Raw genomic sequence first — 15,661 nt, 5'->3', positions numbered from 1 at the left:
TATCTAGCGTCAATTAACTTGGCCGGTTCCGCGTCAATTATCTTGGCCGGTTGATACCGAATTTTATTTACTCTTATTGAGCGCTGTTTTGCGTCGGTAGCTGTCACCTTCACAATGAATAATCGTGGCATGATGAACCAAACGATCGATTGCCGCGACTGTCATCGTTGAATCTTCAAATAGTTCATCCCATTGCTCAAATGATTTGTTTGATGTGATGATCATGCTGTGTCGCTCATAGCGATGGGCTATCAATTCAAACAGCACGCTCGTTTCCTGTTCAGTTTTTCGAACGTAACCAACGTCATCAACGATTAATAAGCTGTATTTATCGAGCTTTACAAGTTCGTCTTGCAAGCGTAAATGTCGCTTTGCTTGCTGGAGTTGTTGAACAATCGCTGACGCGGCAACGAACTTAACTTTATGGCCCTGCTCGATAAGGCCATAACCGATGCTACTGGCGATATGCGTTTTACCAAGACCACTGGCGCCAAATAACAATATATTGCCACCGTGCTTCAACCAATCCGGCTGATTTATTAAATCAGCAACAAGGGGCTTACTAACCCCATCAACAAGGGTAAAGTCGAAGCTGCTAAGGTGTTTACCCATTGGCAATTTTGCATCTTTTAAAAGCCGCTGAAGGCGTTTGTCATCGCGTGTCGCAAGTTCAACATGGCACAGCTCAGACAAGTATTGCTGCGGGCTCCATTGTTCTTCCATCGCTTTTTTTCCCAGGGTATTCCACTGTTGAAGCATGGTGCTAAGCTTTAATTGTTTCAGCATTAAAGGTAACGAGGCCGTGAAGTTATCCATGTAGACCTCCCGGTATCATGCTGCTATAAGCGCTCAAGCTGTGTTGCTTTATTTTTATTGTGGGTATGTTTGATGCAATCACTAAAAATTGCGCTTCACATTCTCGGATGGCCGGTAATTGTCGCTGAGTAATTGACACTGCTACAAATCGTCCTAATTGACGTTCACACCCACTTTGTTTTGCTAAATGGAGCAGTTTTACCATGTAATAGCTCGCTTCATCCGCTAAAAGATGAGTATTAACGTATTCCCAAATAGCTTTGTAATTGTCGCTTGGGAGTAAGTCGTCACGTAGTTGTGAGTAGCGAAATGCCAATGGTTTTTTAACCAATGCGTCAATAACATGCAAGTAACTAATATTGCGTGCACGGCACCCTTTAGAAGCATAGACACGCGCTAACGTTTGAACTAAATCGCTGCCATAGCGCAGCTCTAAGCGGTTGTCATATAAACGAACAAGTAATCGGCTACCAATAAGGCGTGACGGGACGCTATAGGTAACACGTTTCAATGAAATAGTACTCGTACGTGACACCGTTAGATAATGCTCGGTGTAATTGACGCTCATCGTCCGTGGTAAAGCGTGTAATTGTCGCTGCTCTACTGCGTACTTATCACTTACACGGCGATTACGGCGAGCAACAATGTCTGCAACAAACGATTCATAGACTTCTCTTGTCTGAAAGTCATAACTACCACGGATTTTTAATGCTTGCTCCAGTTGCGATTTAAGATGCCCATGAGGGCTCTCAATAGCCCCATTTTCATGCGCAATACCGCGGTTATTACGGGTCGCTTTAAAGCCATAATGGATAACTAGCTCATTAAAGCGCTCTGTAAAATCATTATCATTAGTATGATTACGATAGGCGGCACTGAGACTGTCTGTACGCACTTCTTTAGGCACACCGCCGGCTGCTTTAAATGCGTTTTGCACACCATCAGAAAAAGCAGCAAAGCTTTCACCGCNCTGGCGGGCATACGATAATGAAACAACATATGCTTAAGGGGTTCACTAGCAATGGTAACGGGTGACTTCACATGTGTGAAATCACATATACCTAATAGGCCATACTCGTGTGTTTGCAGGAATACGACCTCTTTGCTTGAGCCATACAGTGCCCGCCATTTATGAATTCGACGCTCTAATGTACGCCGTGAGCTCGGGTTAAATTTGTCGGTGTGAAACTCGCAAAGATGATCAAAAATTCCCACTGGAGTTAACGTAGCATCACCTTGAAGTAGAGGGACAACAATACTGTCCCAGATAGATTCAAGTGGATCTATACGTGTTCGCCATTGGCGTTTATTAGACAATGGCTGCTCATCCAGTTTATCAATGCGCCTTGCTGAACGTTCAGAAATACCTGCTTTCGCAGCCGCGATAACTTGGCTATTACGCTTTCTATGTTTCATATAAATAGTGACCTGCTGATCAGTGATTCGTGTTCCCGGCACAGTGAACTCCTCCGTTCTGCTGTACCGAACCTTATCAGATCAACCGGCCAAGATAATTGTCGCTAGACCGGCCACCGTAATTGTCGCTTAATAGGCTTTTCTATATTCTTTAGTAAGCTCTATAAATAACGCAGATAAAAGCATTGTTTGGCTATCTTTCATCATGGCACTTTCTTACTCTTCTAGTATTTTTATTGATATGGATTCGATAACTTACTTCGATTTTTTCTTATTCGATAGTATTACTCTATTTGTTATTATTTTATCTGGTTTTTTTATAAAAATTAGCGGTGTATACATTTATTTATTATTTGGTTTAGGTATAAACACCTTACTATTTTTTGCAATGTATATAGATAATGATGTTATGCACCATTATGAATTTTGGTGGTTCTGGTGGGTGTACATAGTAGGTATAAATTTTACAGATTTGACCATGGTTTTAGTTTTCTTTATAGGTAAAGATATTTTAAAACTTGCTTGGTTAGAAGGAAAGCTAAATAAAGTGTTTAATAAAAGGGCCTATTAGTAATGGATTTCAGTGCTAACAGGCCTTATTTATTATTAACTGGCACCACAGCCCAATTTAGTTTTTAGCGCTTTGACAATTACAGGGTCTACAAACTCGCTTACATCACCATTGTGACGTGCTACTTCTTTAACAAGCGTTGATGAAATAAATGAATTTCGCTCTGCGGGTGTTAAAAATACACTTTCTAAATCAGGATTCAGGCGGCGGTTCATGTTAGCTAATTGAAATTCATAGTCAAAATCAGATACAGCCCTAATACCACGAATAAGCACATTAGCATTGTGATCGCGCGCAAGGTCAGCCAATAAGCCAGAAAAACCAATGACCTTAACATTATCTAAGTGACTTAAAATAGAGTTTGCAAGTTCAACACGTTCTTCAAGGTTAAAACAGGGTTTCTTACTTGGGTTGTTCGCAACCGCAACTAATACGGTATCAAACATTTTAGCTGCACGTTGAATAAGATCTGTATGACCATTGGTTAGTGGATCAAAGGTGCCAGGGTAAATTGCAATAACTTTCATAATGTTCACTATTTATGATTTTAGCGCTAGTTTAACAGTGTTTATGCCACAAAGCAGCCTAGCTAATAAAGCATATAAACACTTACTTTCTTTGAACAGGTCAGTCCAAGGTTTGAGTGTTTTAATGATTCATATTTGTTTATACTGTTTACCTCTTTTGAGTGTAATGTAGCCTATAGATAATTTGAGTATTAGCATATGAATACCAAGGATAAAATAATACACACCAGTATTTTGTTGTTTAACGAAAATGGTGAGCGTGCAATAACGACAAATCATATTGCATCAAACTTAGGGATGAGCCCGGGTAATCTTTATTATCATTTTAAAAATAAAGAAGACATTATCCGTCATATTTTTGCGCTGTATCGCGATCATTTAAATACTCACTTTAAACCTATTAATAAAGATGATGATGCATTTAATCATTTAACGGCTTATTTAGATTCGTTATTTGAATTGATGTGGCGTTACCATTTTTTTTACGACAATCTTGGCGATATACTCGCCAGAGACACTGAGCTAAAACAAGCTTACATTGATTTTCAGTTAGAGTTATTAGAGCAAGTTCGTAAAATTATTCTAGGTCTTCGCGATAGTGAAATGATTACTATTGATGAGCAAGATGTCATTGATTTAGCCCATACACTAAAGTTAACTGTTAGCTTTTGGACGCCTTATATTAAGGCTCGTAGGCCAAGCGGTACCCTTGCTGAGCAAGATATATATCACGGTATTTTAAAAGTACTTACATTATTTAGAGCGTACAGTACCGATAAAAGTATTAATAAAATGAACCTATTACGCGAAAAATACACCGAATTAGCGCAACAAGCCCCAACTGTTGTTTAGCCGTTGCCCTTTGGTTGTTTCCTAGACGCTGGATTTTTTGCTATAATCGCGCGCCAAATGCCTGGGAGCGCGAATTCCCGCAGTCTAAGAGTGAACTATGCTTAAATTTATCGTCAAACTACATCCTGAAATAGCCATCAAAAGCCGTTCGGTCCGTAAACGCTTTACTAAAGTGTTAGAAAATAACATTAAGATTGTATTGCGACGTCTTGACGAAAAAGTACAAGTAAGAAATAACTGGGATAATATTTCAGTTGTTACAAAGCTTGAAGATGCACAAGTTCGCCTTGATTTTATCGACAGCCTTAAACGCATACCTGGTATCGTTCAGTTTATTGAAGTAACTGAGACGCAATTTGAAACTCTCGATGATATCTATCAAAAAACAATAGCGTTAGTGGGTCATACAATTGTGGGTAAAACCTTTTGTGTGCGTGCTAAGCGTATAGGCCAGCACGACTTTACCTCGACTGATTTAGAGCGTTATGTTGGTGGTGGGCTAAATCAACATATTGAAGGCGCAAGCGTTAAACTTAGCCGTCCAGAAGTAACAATACGCTTAGAAGTAAAAGACGATAAAGCTTATATTGTTTCGCAAACGCATTTTGGTATGGCGGGCTTTCCACTACCAACGCAAGAAGACGTGCTTTCGCTTATGTCGGGTGGTTTTGACTCTGGCGTAGCAAGTTACCAAATGATTCGTAAAGGCGCACGTACGCACTTTTTATTCTTTAATCTAGGTGGCGCAGCGCACGAGATTGGTGTTAAGCAAGCGAGCTATTTTTTATGGAAAAAATACAGCTCAACACATAAAGTTAAATTTATAACAGTTGATTTTGAACCTGTTGTTGCTGAAATTCTAGAAAACGTTGAAAACAGCCAAATGGGTGTTGTACTTAAACGTATGATGATGCGAGCAGGAAGTGTAGTGGCTGAAAAGTTAAACATTCAGGCGCTTGTCACTGGTGAAAGTATTGGCCAAGTATCTAGTCAAACATTAGCGAACTTAAGCGTGATTGACCGCGTTACTGAAACGCTCATTTTACGCCCGCTAATTCAAAATGATAAACAAGAAATTATTAATCTTGCTCGCCAAATTGGTACAGCTGAAATGGCTGAAACGATGCCTGAATATTGTGGTGTTATTTCTAAAAAACCGACAGTTAAAGCCAAAATTGAAGTAATAGAAGCCGAAGAAGAAAAGTTCGATTTTGATGTGCTAGATACCGTAGTAAATAACGCGCGCATAATGGATGTACGCGATATTGACGTAGAAGCCAAGCAAGAGCTAAAAGAGGCTGAGTCGGTTGCTGATTTACCTGCAGGCTCTGTAGTAATTGATATTCGCTCACCAGAAGAAGAAGAAGCTGCACCGCTTGTAATCGATGGTGTTGAAGTGGTGCATTTGCCGTTCTTCCGTTTAGCTACTAAGTTTGGTGATTTACCAAAAGACACTGACTACTATTTATATTGTGACAGAGGCGTAATGAGCCAACTACAGGCACTTATGCTGCACGAACAGGGCTTCGAAACTGTAAAAGTTTATCGCCCGTAAAGTTAAAAGCTTATATAAGCGTGGTTTATACCACGCTTTTTTTTGCCTGAATTTTGACTAACAACTCATCGTTGTAAGGCGTTGGAATACTGTAAAGTTTACCTTGTTGGCTAATATAGCCACATATAGCTGATATTTCTGTTTCTCTATTGTGAGCTATATCTTGCTGCATTGATGAGTAATTATTTGCGGTTAACTCCATTATTTTATAAGCGGTATTGAGAGCTTTAATTAATGGGATATTAAGCCCTTGAGCCTTTGCAATATTGCATGCTTCAGTGAGTGCATTAAAAATTATTGTATTGTACTTAGGTGCACGTAATTCGCCATTTTTTACATTACTTAAAGCGCTTAATGGATTAATGGCAATATTGACGAGTAGCTTTTCAAAACGAAGCTGCTGAATGTTATTAGTAAACTTTAGGTTGGGTATTACTTTAAAAATATCAGCTATTGGCGCGCTATTTTGAAGTGCAAGCTCATTACAGCCACCAATAACGCTTTGTCCTTCACCTGTGTGTTGCACAATATATTGGTTTGATTTAAAGCCCGCTATGCTTGTCGTTAAAAAGTAGAGTGCTTGATGGGTGTTTAGCTGGTTATTTATCTCATCAACGTTGCCCATTCCATTATGCGAAAGTACAACAGAGCAATGTGTCGGTAAAAATGGCTTTATTTGAGAAAACGCATCAAGCACTTGAAAAGCTTTAACGGTAAATAAAATTACATCAAATTCAGTTGCTTTATCTAACTGATTTAATGAAATAAATTTTGCGTTAATTTTTTTTGATGCACCCTTAGCTCTGCTGTAAAAGCGGGTGTTTGTTGGGTTTTTACGAGTTAAAACACTGACATTATGCGATGCGCTCAAAAAGTGGCTCAGCAATAAGCCAATAGCGCCATCGCCAACGATTAAAATATTAGCCATGTGGGTTCTTTTTTCGAGGTGTAAAAATTACTCTAAGTAAAAAGTAGCTTGCAGCACCTGCAAAATCAGCAAAAAAATCACCAAGTGATGCTTGCCTATAAGGAAGTGCGTCTTGCATTATTTCTATCGAGGCGCCATAGCCTGCTAATAAGAGTATTTGAGCATATAAAGGAAGCTTAAAAGCCTTATCCATTATTATGGCTAATATAAAAAAAATCCCAAAATGGGCGACTTTATCAACATGAGGGAATAAATTTACAACGCCACCTTTTATTTCTTTAGCAAATAAAAAGGTGAAAGCCACTATGCTGATTAAAAAAACTGCTTGATAAACACGCCTTGTCACGACAAATCCTAAAATCGCTTAAAAAAGAGGCGCAAGTATATCAAACTAATTTAGTATCGCACCTGAACAAGATGCAGAAAAATGTAAAGATTTATAATTTTAGCGTTATAATTGCCACATAAAATTAAGATTAAATAGTTAGGAGTATACTAATGCCTTCATTTGATATTGTATCTGAAGTAGAAATGAACGAAGCTAAAAATGCGGTTGATAACGCAAACCGTGAACTAGAGACTCGCTTTGATTTTAGAGGCGTTGATGCATCTATTGAGCTAAACGATAAAACAATTAAGCTTAAAGCAGAAGCTGACTCTCAAGTTATGCAGTTGTTCGATATTTTAGCGGGAAAAATTTCAAAGCGCGGTATGGATGTAGCTAGTTTAGAACTTCAAGATATTAGCCGTGCAGGAAAAAATGTATTTCGTAACGTTGGGTTAAAGCAAGGTATCGAAAAAGACATGGCCAAAAAAGTGGTTAAAGCCATTAAAGATTCAAAAGTTAAAGTACAAGCCGCTATTCAAGGCGAAGAAGTGCGTGTGACAGGTAAAAAGCGTGACGATCTTCAAGAGGCAATGCAGGTAGTACGCAGTGCCGATTTAGGTCAGCCTTTTCAGTTTAAAAACTTTCGCGACTAATTTATAAACTGTTTTTAATAAAAATGCTTTAATTTGTCTATATTTGCAGACAGATTAAAGCTACTTAATTTTTTACAACTTTCCCATCTTATCCTCTCGTAGTTCTGCATGTATTAATCCACCTTTTGATATTTAAGCTATTATATTTAATTGAATATAATAAAAATTTCACTCTAGAAGGTATTAAAATGAGACCCCATCAATTATTTCTGTTATTTGTTTTGCTTATATTTACCAAGCCAAGCTTATCAAAGCCAGTTGATATTGATGTATTGGTCGAAGATGGCTACTTTCCGATTATTATTAACGCGCAAAAAAAGCAGGGCTTTGCTCCTGAGTTTATTAATATTTTAAACGACGCACAGGAGGAATTTAACTTTATACTTATTTCTTTACCTGTAAAAAGGCTTACTTTGTCTGTTGAAAAAAATAACTTCGACGTTTTATTTTTAATGGCAATGCAATGGCTGCCAAAAACAACGCAGAAAAACATTGAAAAAACTGAATTTTATACCATCACCAAAAACGAGCTTTATACACTCAAAGAGAATGCATCAGAACAAACTTATTTTGACAATCTGGACAAATTAACCAAAGTTGGGGTTTTAGGGTACTCGTATCAATTTGCAGGATTTAATACAAATGCCGAATACTTGAGAGAAGAGCACCAGGTAAGCCTTACAATCGATGAATTCAATGTAGTTAAAATGCTGCTATTAAGGCGCGCTGAAGTCGGGGTTTTAAACAGTATTGCTTATCAGTATTTTAAAAAGCAGAATATCTTAAATATGGATTTACTATTTAAGAGTGACGTACCAGATGCAGTGTATGAAACACATTTTTTGATTAACTCACAATCAAATAAAATATCTAGTCGCAAAATGGATGAAATATTAAATTTACCTACTACACAAATGCAACTTCAGAAGCTACTTGATAAGTACGGTATTCCTTCAAGCTATAATAATACAGCACTGAACTGAAATAGCTTTTAGCTATATAGACGTCCATTGACATTTGTAAACAAAATGCTCACAATGACGGCATATTTTCAAGGTGCTTGCTAGCCACTTCATGTAATGATTTTTTTAGCAGGATAATCGGGAAGTTGGTGCGTTTTCATGATGACTACAAGCCCAACACTGCCCCCGCAACGGTAGAGTATTGCATGTTTTTATGTGCTTACTGAGTCCGGAGACCGGCCTTGATGCAATCTTACTTACTTAAATCTTTGCGGTGGGCAAAGGTAGGGGATCTCATGTTAAACAAAACAACTCTAGGCGTTGCAATTTCTGCTGCGCTTTCATTTTCTGTGTCTGGTGCAGAGCAATCAATTGAAAAAATAACCGTTACAGCTAATAAGTTTGAGCAATCAATTAACGACGTTTTAGTGAGTGTAAATGTTATTGAACGTGCTGAAATAGAAGCTAGTAACGTACGCGATTTACCTACACTTTTAAGCACGCGAGTGGGTTTTCAAGTTAATCCAAACGGTGGTTTTGGTCAAAATACAGGTGTGTCACTTCGTGGTACAGGCTCTGGCGATACGTTGATTTTAATTGACGGTGTACGTACAGGCTCAGCAACACTTGGTCAAAAAGCACTAAATAATGTCCCTTTAAATAGTATTGAACGCATAGAAATTATTAAAGGCTCTCGCGCGGCTGTTTATGGCTCTGATGCACTCGCTGGTGTTATTAATATTATTACGCGTGAGTCAGATAACTTATCCCTAAGCGCTACATTTGGTTCTGACTCTTATCAAAATTATCAAGTTGCAGGTTCTGTAAAATCAGATGATATAACAACAGCATTTAACGCAGGCTTTGAAAAAACAGATAACTTTGATGTACTGCAAGGCGTAGCACCTGATGAAGATGGCTATGAAAATAAAAACCTTGGGTTTAAAGTAAACTACACCGATGCACATTACGGCGACTTTAAGTTATTAGGCCAATACAGTGAAGGTTATGCAGATTACGACAGTAGCTTTAGCCCAGCAGATAGTACGATTGAACGAGATGACTTTAAAAACTACCAACTTTCTGCAGGTTGGAGCAAAAACTACACTAACCAAACGCATAGTATTGATTTAGCGCTTTCAACAGATGATTCAGACAATACATATGTCGATTTTTCAGTTGGGCCAACAACAAGTACCTTTATAACTAAACGCGCACAAATTGATTATAACGGCCAGTACCTGTTATCTAATGAACTTAACATTAGTGGTGGTATTAATTGGTACAACGATGATGTGTCGCATAGTTCGCAACCATTTGTTGAAGACAGCCGCGATGTACTTGCTGTGTTTGTAGGTGCTTACTATGATGCAGATAAAGTACTGGCTAATTTAACTGTTCGCCAAGATGATGATGAGCAATTTGGCGACGAAACAACGTATACAGCCGCTGCAGGTTATCATTTATCTGAAGATGCAACATTTCGTATAAGCCAAAGTACTGGCTTTAAAGCTCCTACATTTAACGATTTATATTATCCACTTTATGGTAACCCTGATTTACAACCTGAAAAATCAGTAAACCGTGAGTTAGGTTTGAGTGTAGATTTTGATATCGCGCAAGTTGATATTGCAATATTTAGAAACGATATAGAAGATAAGATTGATTACGATGCAAACTTTGCATTGGCTAATATCGATGAAGCACGTTACGAAGGGGTTGAATTTAGCTTATCTCAGCAGTTTTTTGGTTTTGATAGCAACCTTAACTTTGCTTATTTAAGCGCTGAAGACGAAGAAACGGGCGCAGAGTTGCGTAATGTTGCTAAACGTACTTTTAACTGGGAACTTGCAAAACAGTTTGGTGCTTTTGATGTAAGCTTAGACATGCAATACCGTAGCGACCGACAAGGTGCTGTGACGCGCTTAGGCTCTTATACACTCTGGAACCTAGCGGGTAATTATCAAGTAAATGAACATATAGAAGTTTCACTTCGTGTAGAAAACTTATTTGATAAAGAATATAACGCTGTTGATTCAAACACTGATTTTACAACGGGTGAAGTGTATTACTACAACACGCCAGAGCGTCGCTTTTTTGCAGGCGCAAGCTACCAGTTTTAACGGTATTTATTAATATTAAAAAGCCCGACTTATGTCGGGCTTTTTAATGTGTAGCTAAGTTTAACTACTAAAATTAGCTAGTCAGCTAAGAACTCTTTAAATACGGTTTCAAACTTGTGTAACTTAGGTGCTATTAAAATACTACAGTAACCCTGCTGTGGGTTTTCGTTATAGTAATCTTGATGATAATGCTCTGCTGGATAATACGTAGTGGCAGGGCTGACTTCTGTCACAATTGGCTCAGCGACATGGCTTTGCAGTTGAGCTATCATTTCGTTGGTTTGCTTAAGTTGAGCTTCATCGTGATAGTAAACCACACTTCTATATTGTGTGCCTATATCGTTACCTTGGCGATTCAATTGTGTTGCATCATGCAGTGTGAAAAACATTGCTAAGAGTGTTTCAAAGCTAACTACAGTCGCGTCAAATTCAATTTTAACAACCTCAGCGTGACCGGTTGTGCCTGAGCATACAGAATCATATGTTGGGTTATTTGTTTCACCGCCGGTGTAGCCAGAGCTTACGGTTAGTACGCCATTTACACGTCTAAATGCAGCATCTATACACCAAAAACAGCCGCCACCAAATGTTGCTACTTGCGTTGTTGAGCTCATAAGTATTCCTAAAATGTATATGGGGTTTAAAGGCGAGCATAAATTGTATGCGCCGCAACAACAAGGTTACGGCGCAATTAAGAGGCTAGATCTCTTCGAAAGGTTTTTCAGCGGCTTGTTTGTCTAATTTTTGCTGTAAAAATTCAGGTGATTGAGTGTTACGTGCAAGTGCATAATATGCAGCAGGTACAACAAAAAGAGTTAGTAGGGTCGATACAATAACCCCAGTAAACACGACTACACCTATCACCATACGGCTTTCAGCGCCCGGACCTGAAGCAAGTACTAAAGGTACCGAACTCATAACCGTAGTCAGCGAGGTCATAATAATAGGGCGCAAACGCTGAGTTGCTGCTTGCAAAATAGCTTCACTAAATTCAACGCCTTTATCGCGTAGTTGGTTAGTAAATTCTACAATCAAAATACCGTTTTTAGCACTTAGCCCTATGAGCATGACAATACCTATTTGGCTGTAAATATTTAAGGTAAGTCCTGTAGCCCAAAGTCCGAACATAGCGCCCATTAAACCAAGTGGTACGGTAAGCATGATGACGAACGGATGCATAAAGCTTTCAAACTGTGCTGCCAGTACTAAAAAGGTAACAGTGAGTGCAAGTATAAATACGTAGGTCATCGCTGATGCGCCTTCGTAATAAAGCTGCGACTCGCCTTTGTAATCTACGGCGCCATCTATATCGTTTTCTTGCGCGGCTACTTCGTTTAAAAAGTTAAGCGCTTGCTCAAGCGTATAACCGTCGGCTAAGTTGGCGCTTAATGTAATTGCGCGCATACGGTTGTATCGGTTTAAGCGCGATGCGGTTGCTTCTTCTTTTAAGCTGATAAGGCTATCAAGTGGGACTAGTTCACCGCTTCGTGATTTAAGATATATATTTGAAATGTCAGTAGGGTTAGTAAAGTCTTCTTTAGTCCCTTTTAAAATTACATCGTATTCTTCACCACGGTCAATAAAGGTTGTAACACGGCGCTGGCCAAGCATTGTTTCAAGTGTACGGCCTACATCAGATACAGAAACGCCTAAATCAGCGGCCTTGTTTTTATCTATGCTGACTAAAAACTGCGGGAAGGTTTCTTTATAATCATGATCGATTCTTACTAAACCTGGGTTTTGTTCAGCACGCTTAATTATACGGTCACGCCAATCGGCAAGTTGTGCATAATCATTACCTTGTAATACAAACTCAATAGGGCGAGATGAACCACCACCGCCAATACCACGGCGCATAATGGCAAATGCACGAACATCGGTAACTTCTTGCATTTTACCGCTTATTTCGTCCATTACTTCCCATGTTGAGCGTTTGCGTTTATCCCAATCGGCCATACCAACAATAGCAACACCGCCGCTGCCACCCCAGCCAGGTACTCGAACAAGTACGCGACTTAGCTCACCTGCTTGCGAGTAAGGCATTAAGCGTTCTTCAATTTTAGCCATATTAGCGGCATTATTTTCATAACTTGCGCCCTCAGGGCCGCTCATCATAATAAAGAACGTGCCACGGTCTTCTTTTGGCGTTAGCTCAGAGGGGACTTGTAAAAACAACGAGTAACTAACAAAGCCCGCTAATAATAGGCTCACCATTAAACCCCATTTACGGGTTATGTTGGTGGAGAGTGAATTACGGTAACTTACTTCAATTTTAGTAAACTGGCGGTCCATCCATTGGCTAAATTTATTTGGTTTGTCTGATACTTTAAGTACTTTAGAACACAAGGCTGGTGCGAGAGTCAGCGCTGTAACACTTGAGAAAAATACGGCAGCACTTACCGCCATTGCAAACTCAGTAAATAATGCCCCTATACGGCCATCCATAAACACCAATGGCACAAACACCGATATTAGTACAAGCGTGGTTGCGACAATGGCAAAACCAACTTCACGCGCACCTCTATATGCAGCTAGTAATGGCGGCTCACCCAGTTCAATACGACGGTGAATGTTTTCAAGCATTACAATGGCATCATCTACTACTAAACCAATAGCCAGTACTAAGGCAAGTAAAGTTAGTAAGTTGATTGAGTAGCCCATTGCTAATAAAAACATAAAGCTACCAACAAGTGCGACCGGTACGGTAACCGCAGGAATAAGCGTTGCTCGTATATTGCCTAAAAACAAAAATATAACGAGTACGACTAAACCCATAGAGATGGCAAGTGTGCTGTAAACTTCACTAATTGATTCTTTAATAAATACAGACGAATCGTAGCTGTCTTGAATTGTGGTGCCTTCAGGTAGGTTACGTTTGATTTTTTCAAGTTCACTGCGTGCGTTATCTACTACGGTAAGCGTGTTTGCTTTAGCTTGTTTTACAATTCCTAGGCCAATCATGTTGCGCCCGTTACCACGAAATAAGCTTTCGTCATCGGCAGCTTCTAATTTTACGTCGGCAACTTCACCTAAACGCACTAAATAACCTTCTTCACCACGTTTAATAACAAGGTTTTTAAAATCGCGCTGATCTTTATAACTACGTGCGGTACGCACGGTAAAGTCGCGATCTATTGATTCTATTTCGCCGGCAGGTAATTCAACGTTTTCTGTACGCAGTGTATTTTCAATATCGCTCGAGGTAATGCCACGTGCAGCCATTGCTTGGCGGTTTAGCCAAATTTTCATGGCGTATTGGCGCTCACCACCAATACGCACGTTAGATACACCATCTACAACGGCTAAACGGTCAACGATAAAGCGCTGTGCGTAATCAGAGAGCTGTAACGAGTCCATTGTTTCGCTGTTTAATACAAACCATGCGATTGGGCTTTCATCACTATTTGACTTAGACACTTCTGGTGGGCGTACCTGATCGGGTAAACTATCAAGTGCACGTGCTACACGTTCGCGTACATCGTTAGATGCGGCATCTATATCGCGGTTAATATCAAACTCAATGGTAATGTTTGAACGCCCATTACGGCTCGAAGAGTTAATACTTTTAATACCTTCAATACCGGAAATTCGATTTTCTATTATTTGCGTTATTTTGGTTTCTATAATTTCGGCAGAAGCACCTGTGTATTCAGTGCTGATATTTACTATTGGCGTTTCAATATCAGGGTACTCACGAAGTGGCAGCATAGTAAATGCAACCAGACCAAAAGTAAGAAGCAGTAAATTAATTACTATGGCAAAAACGGGGCGTTTAACGCTAGTATCAGTAATTTTCACGTATTACCCCTTTACGCTTACTTTACTACCAGAGCGAATTTTTATTAGCCCTTCAGTAACAATTTGCTCGCCATCATTTAAACCTTCATCGATAGCAACCCAGNNNCTACTCCGTCTTGAATTTGAAAAACAAAGTGTTTGTCTTGTAAAGGGATAACCGCTTTTTCTGGCACCATTAAAGCTTGGTTACTGCTTAGCTCAAGTGCTGTATTTAGTAACATACCAGGGCGAAGTAATCCTGATTTATTAGCAAAACTTGCAGTTACTTCAACACTGCGTGTTACCGAATCAATACGCGAGCTAATATGCGTTACCTTGCCGTTAAATGTCTGCCCTGGGTAGGCATCGTTTTGGGTAAGTACTTTCATACCTATGTTTAATTGTGCTAAATATTTTTCAGGTACTTTGAAGTCAACTTTAATAATACTAATATCATCAAGTGTGGTGATTATTGTTGTGTTGCTTACGTAGGCGCCAACTGATATTTCACGCTTACCTAACAGGCCTGAAAATGGCGCGGTAATAGTCATTTCATTTAACTTTGTTTTAGCGCTTTCTAGTTGAGCTTCAGTGGCATCAACACGAGATAATTGTTCTTCAAGTAATGACTTTGCCGTTGATTGCGAGCGTGAAAGTTCGGTAAGGCGATCTAACTGGCGTTTTTCCTCACGTAAGTTAATACCGAGTTCTTTAACTGCAAGTTGCTCTTGTTGGCTTTGTAACTGTACTAATTTTTGTCCTTTACTGACTAAGTCGCCATCTTTAAAATATATATCTGTGACATAATCGTTTTGCGCACTTTTTATATAAATAGCTTGGTTTGCACGTGCACTACCGATGGCCTCTATCATCACTGCGTTTTCCTCAGAGGTAACAGTATGAGCCGTTACTTGGGTAGACACTTGTGATGAATCGGCTTNTTCGCCGTGGCTAGCGGGTAAATATAAATAAACGCTAAATATTAGAAGTAACGTAATAATAAATGGAAAAAGTGCTTTACCTGATTGTCTTGAGTACATTGATTTCATACCTGAAAATGAATTGTAAGTATTGTACGAAATAAGACCGTGAAAAGACGGTTATGTATCTCATAAATTTGTGCGTTAAGCGTAAAAGTAAATAAGATTTATTC

General features: G+C 39.2%; 12 protein-coding genes, 2 pseudogenes and 1 riboswitch. Of the genes and pseudogenes, 6 read left to right on the top strand and 8 right to left on the bottom strand.

The window, feature by feature from the left end; genetic code table 11:
- Positions 1–63 precede the first annotated feature (63 nt).
- The gene (gene istB / locus L652_RS0108585) at positions 64–816 is read right to left on the bottom strand and encodes an IS21-like element helper ATPase IstB (protein WP_008108712.1); all 753 of its coding nucleotides are present in this window, start codon (positions 814–816) and stop codon (positions 64–66) included.
- A pseudogene (locus L652_RS01000000123530) lies at positions 809–2,274 on the bottom strand (IS21 family transposase). Before L652_RS01000000123530 ends, istB begins: the two are co-directional and overlap by 8 nt.
- Before the next feature lie 163 nt (positions 2,275–2,437).
- On the opposite strand from L652_RS01000000123530, the gene L652_RS0108575 reads away from it, so the two are divergent.
- Positions 2,438–2,803 carry a membrane protein gene (locus tag L652_RS0108575; RefSeq protein ID WP_024595944.1) on the top strand — a complete coding sequence of 122 codons (366 nt, stop codon included), beginning with the start codon at positions 2,438–2,440 and terminating at the stop codon, positions 2,801–2,803.
- Positions 2,804–2,838: 35 nt separating this feature from the next.
- Here the strand turns inward: L652_RS0108575 and coaD are convergent, their stop codons facing one another.
- Positions 2,839–3,330 (bottom strand): pantetheine-phosphate adenylyltransferase, encoded by a 492-nt coding sequence (coaD, locus tag L652_RS0108570; protein WP_024595945.1) that lies wholly within the window; start codon positions 3,328–3,330, stop codon positions 2,839–2,841.
- Between the two features lie 198 nt (positions 3,331–3,528).
- On the opposite strand from coaD, the gene L652_RS0108565 reads away from it, so the two are divergent.
- The gene (locus L652_RS0108565) at positions 3,529–4,182 is read left to right on the top strand and encodes a TetR/AcrR family transcriptional regulator (protein WP_024595946.1); all 654 of its coding nucleotides are present in this window, start codon (positions 3,529–3,531) and stop codon (positions 4,180–4,182) included.
- Between the two features lie 97 nt (positions 4,183–4,279).
- Positions 4,280–5,737, top strand: a complete 1,458-nt coding sequence (gene thiI, locus L652_RS0108560) for a tRNA uracil 4-sulfurtransferase ThiI (protein ID WP_024595947.1) — start codon at positions 4,280–4,282, stop codon at positions 5,735–5,737.
- Positions 5,738–5,762: 25 nt separating this feature from the next.
- On the opposite strand, the gene L652_RS0108555 is transcribed toward thiI, so the two are convergent.
- Positions 5,763–6,665, bottom strand: coding sequence for a 2-dehydropantoate 2-reductase (locus tag L652_RS0108555; RefSeq protein WP_024595948.1), 903 nt, complete (start codon positions 6,663–6,665; stop codon positions 5,763–5,765).
- Complete coding sequence (locus tag L652_RS0108550) at positions 6,658–7,011, bottom strand: VanZ family protein (protein WP_002958754.1); 354 nt, start codon at positions 7,009–7,011, stop codon at positions 6,658–6,660. Before L652_RS0108550 ends, L652_RS0108555 begins: the two co-directional genes overlap by 8 nt.
- Before the next feature lie 152 nt (positions 7,012–7,163).
- Between L652_RS0108550 and L652_RS0108545 the strand changes: the two genes are divergently transcribed.
- From L652_RS0108545 to L652_RS0108535, 3 genes are all read left to right on the top strand, one after another.
- The gene (locus tag L652_RS0108545; protein ID WP_002958753.1) at positions 7,164–7,646 is read left to right on the top strand and encodes a YajQ family cyclic di-GMP-binding protein; all 483 of its coding nucleotides are present in this window, start codon (positions 7,164–7,166) and stop codon (positions 7,644–7,646) included.
- A 188-nt stretch (positions 7,647–7,834) separates the two neighbouring features.
- On the top strand, positions 7,835–8,629 hold the full coding sequence (locus L652_RS0108540; RefSeq protein ID WP_024595949.1) for a hypothetical protein: 795 nt from the start codon (positions 7,835–7,837) through the stop codon (positions 8,627–8,629).
- 54 nt (positions 8,630–8,683) lie between these two features.
- Positions 8,684–8,868, top strand: a riboswitch (cobalamin riboswitch).
- A gap of 36 nt (positions 8,869–8,904) precedes the next feature.
- A complete protein-coding gene (locus L652_RS0108535; RefSeq protein WP_024595950.1) occupies positions 8,905–10,731 on the top strand; it encodes a TonB-dependent receptor in 1,827 nt (608 codons plus the stop codon).
- Positions 10,732–10,808: 77 nt separating this feature from the next.
- Here the strand turns inward: L652_RS0108535 and msrA are convergent, their stop codons facing one another.
- From msrA to L652_RS01000000123525, 3 genes and pseudogenes are all read right to left on the bottom strand, one after another.
- Positions 10,809–11,345 (bottom strand): peptide-methionine (S)-S-oxide reductase MsrA, encoded by a 537-nt coding sequence (gene msrA, locus L652_RS0108530; protein WP_024595951.1) that lies wholly within the window; start codon positions 11,343–11,345, stop codon positions 10,809–10,811.
- Between the two features lie 85 nt (positions 11,346–11,430).
- A complete protein-coding gene (locus L652_RS0108525; RefSeq protein ID WP_024603401.1) occupies positions 11,431–14,529 on the bottom strand; it encodes an efflux RND transporter permease subunit in 3,099 nt (1,032 codons plus the stop codon).
- 3 nt (positions 14,530–14,532) lie between these two features.
- A pseudogene (locus L652_RS01000000123525) lies at positions 14,533–15,548 on the bottom strand (efflux RND transporter periplasmic adaptor subunit).
- Between the last annotated feature and the right edge of the window lie 113 nt (positions 15,549–15,661).

Origin of the sequence: Pseudoalteromonas sp. TB25, from assembly GCF_000497995.1 — a bacterium.
Lineage (GTDB): Bacteria > Pseudomonadota > Gammaproteobacteria > Enterobacterales > Alteromonadaceae > Pseudoalteromonas > Pseudoalteromonas distincta.
Note: the sequence above shows the minus strand (reverse complement) of the source record. Positions and strands in the feature narration are given on the sequence as shown.

Excerpts from the sequence above, each read along its gene's own strand:
- istB (WP_008108712.1), bottom strand. The coding sequence starts at position 816 with ATGGATAACTTCACGGCCTCGTTACCTTTAATGCTGAAACAATTAAAG.
- L652_RS0108535 (WP_024595950.1), top strand. The coding sequence starts at position 8,905 with ATGTTAAACAAAACAACTCTAGGCGTTGCAATTTCTGCTGCGCTTTCA.
- L652_RS0108565 (WP_024595946.1), top strand. The coding sequence starts at position 3,529 with ATGAATACCAAGGATAAAATAATACACACCAGTATTTTGTTGTTTAAC.
- msrA (WP_024595951.1), bottom strand. The coding sequence starts at position 11,345 with ATGAGCTCAACAACGCAAGTAGCAACATTTGGTGGCGGCTGTTTTTGG.
- coaD (WP_024595945.1), bottom strand. The coding sequence starts at position 3,330 with ATGAAAGTTATTGCAATTTACCCTGGCACCTTTGATCCACTAACCAAT.
- L652_RS0108545 (WP_002958753.1), top strand. The coding sequence starts at position 7,164 with ATGCCTTCATTTGATATTGTATCTGAAGTAGAAATGAACGAAGCTAAA.
- L652_RS0108540 (WP_024595949.1), top strand. The coding sequence starts at position 7,835 with ATGAGACCCCATCAATTATTTCTGTTATTTGTTTTGCTTATATTTACC.
- L652_RS0108575 (WP_024595944.1), top strand. The coding sequence starts at position 2,438 with ATGGCACTTTCTTACTCTTCTAGTATTTTTATTGATATGGATTCGATA.
- L652_RS0108555 (WP_024595948.1), bottom strand. The coding sequence starts at position 6,665 with ATGGCTAATATTTTAATCGTTGGCGATGGCGCTATTGGCTTATTGCTG.
- thiI (WP_024595947.1), top strand. The coding sequence starts at position 4,280 with ATGCTTAAATTTATCGTCAAACTACATCCTGAAATAGCCATCAAAAGC.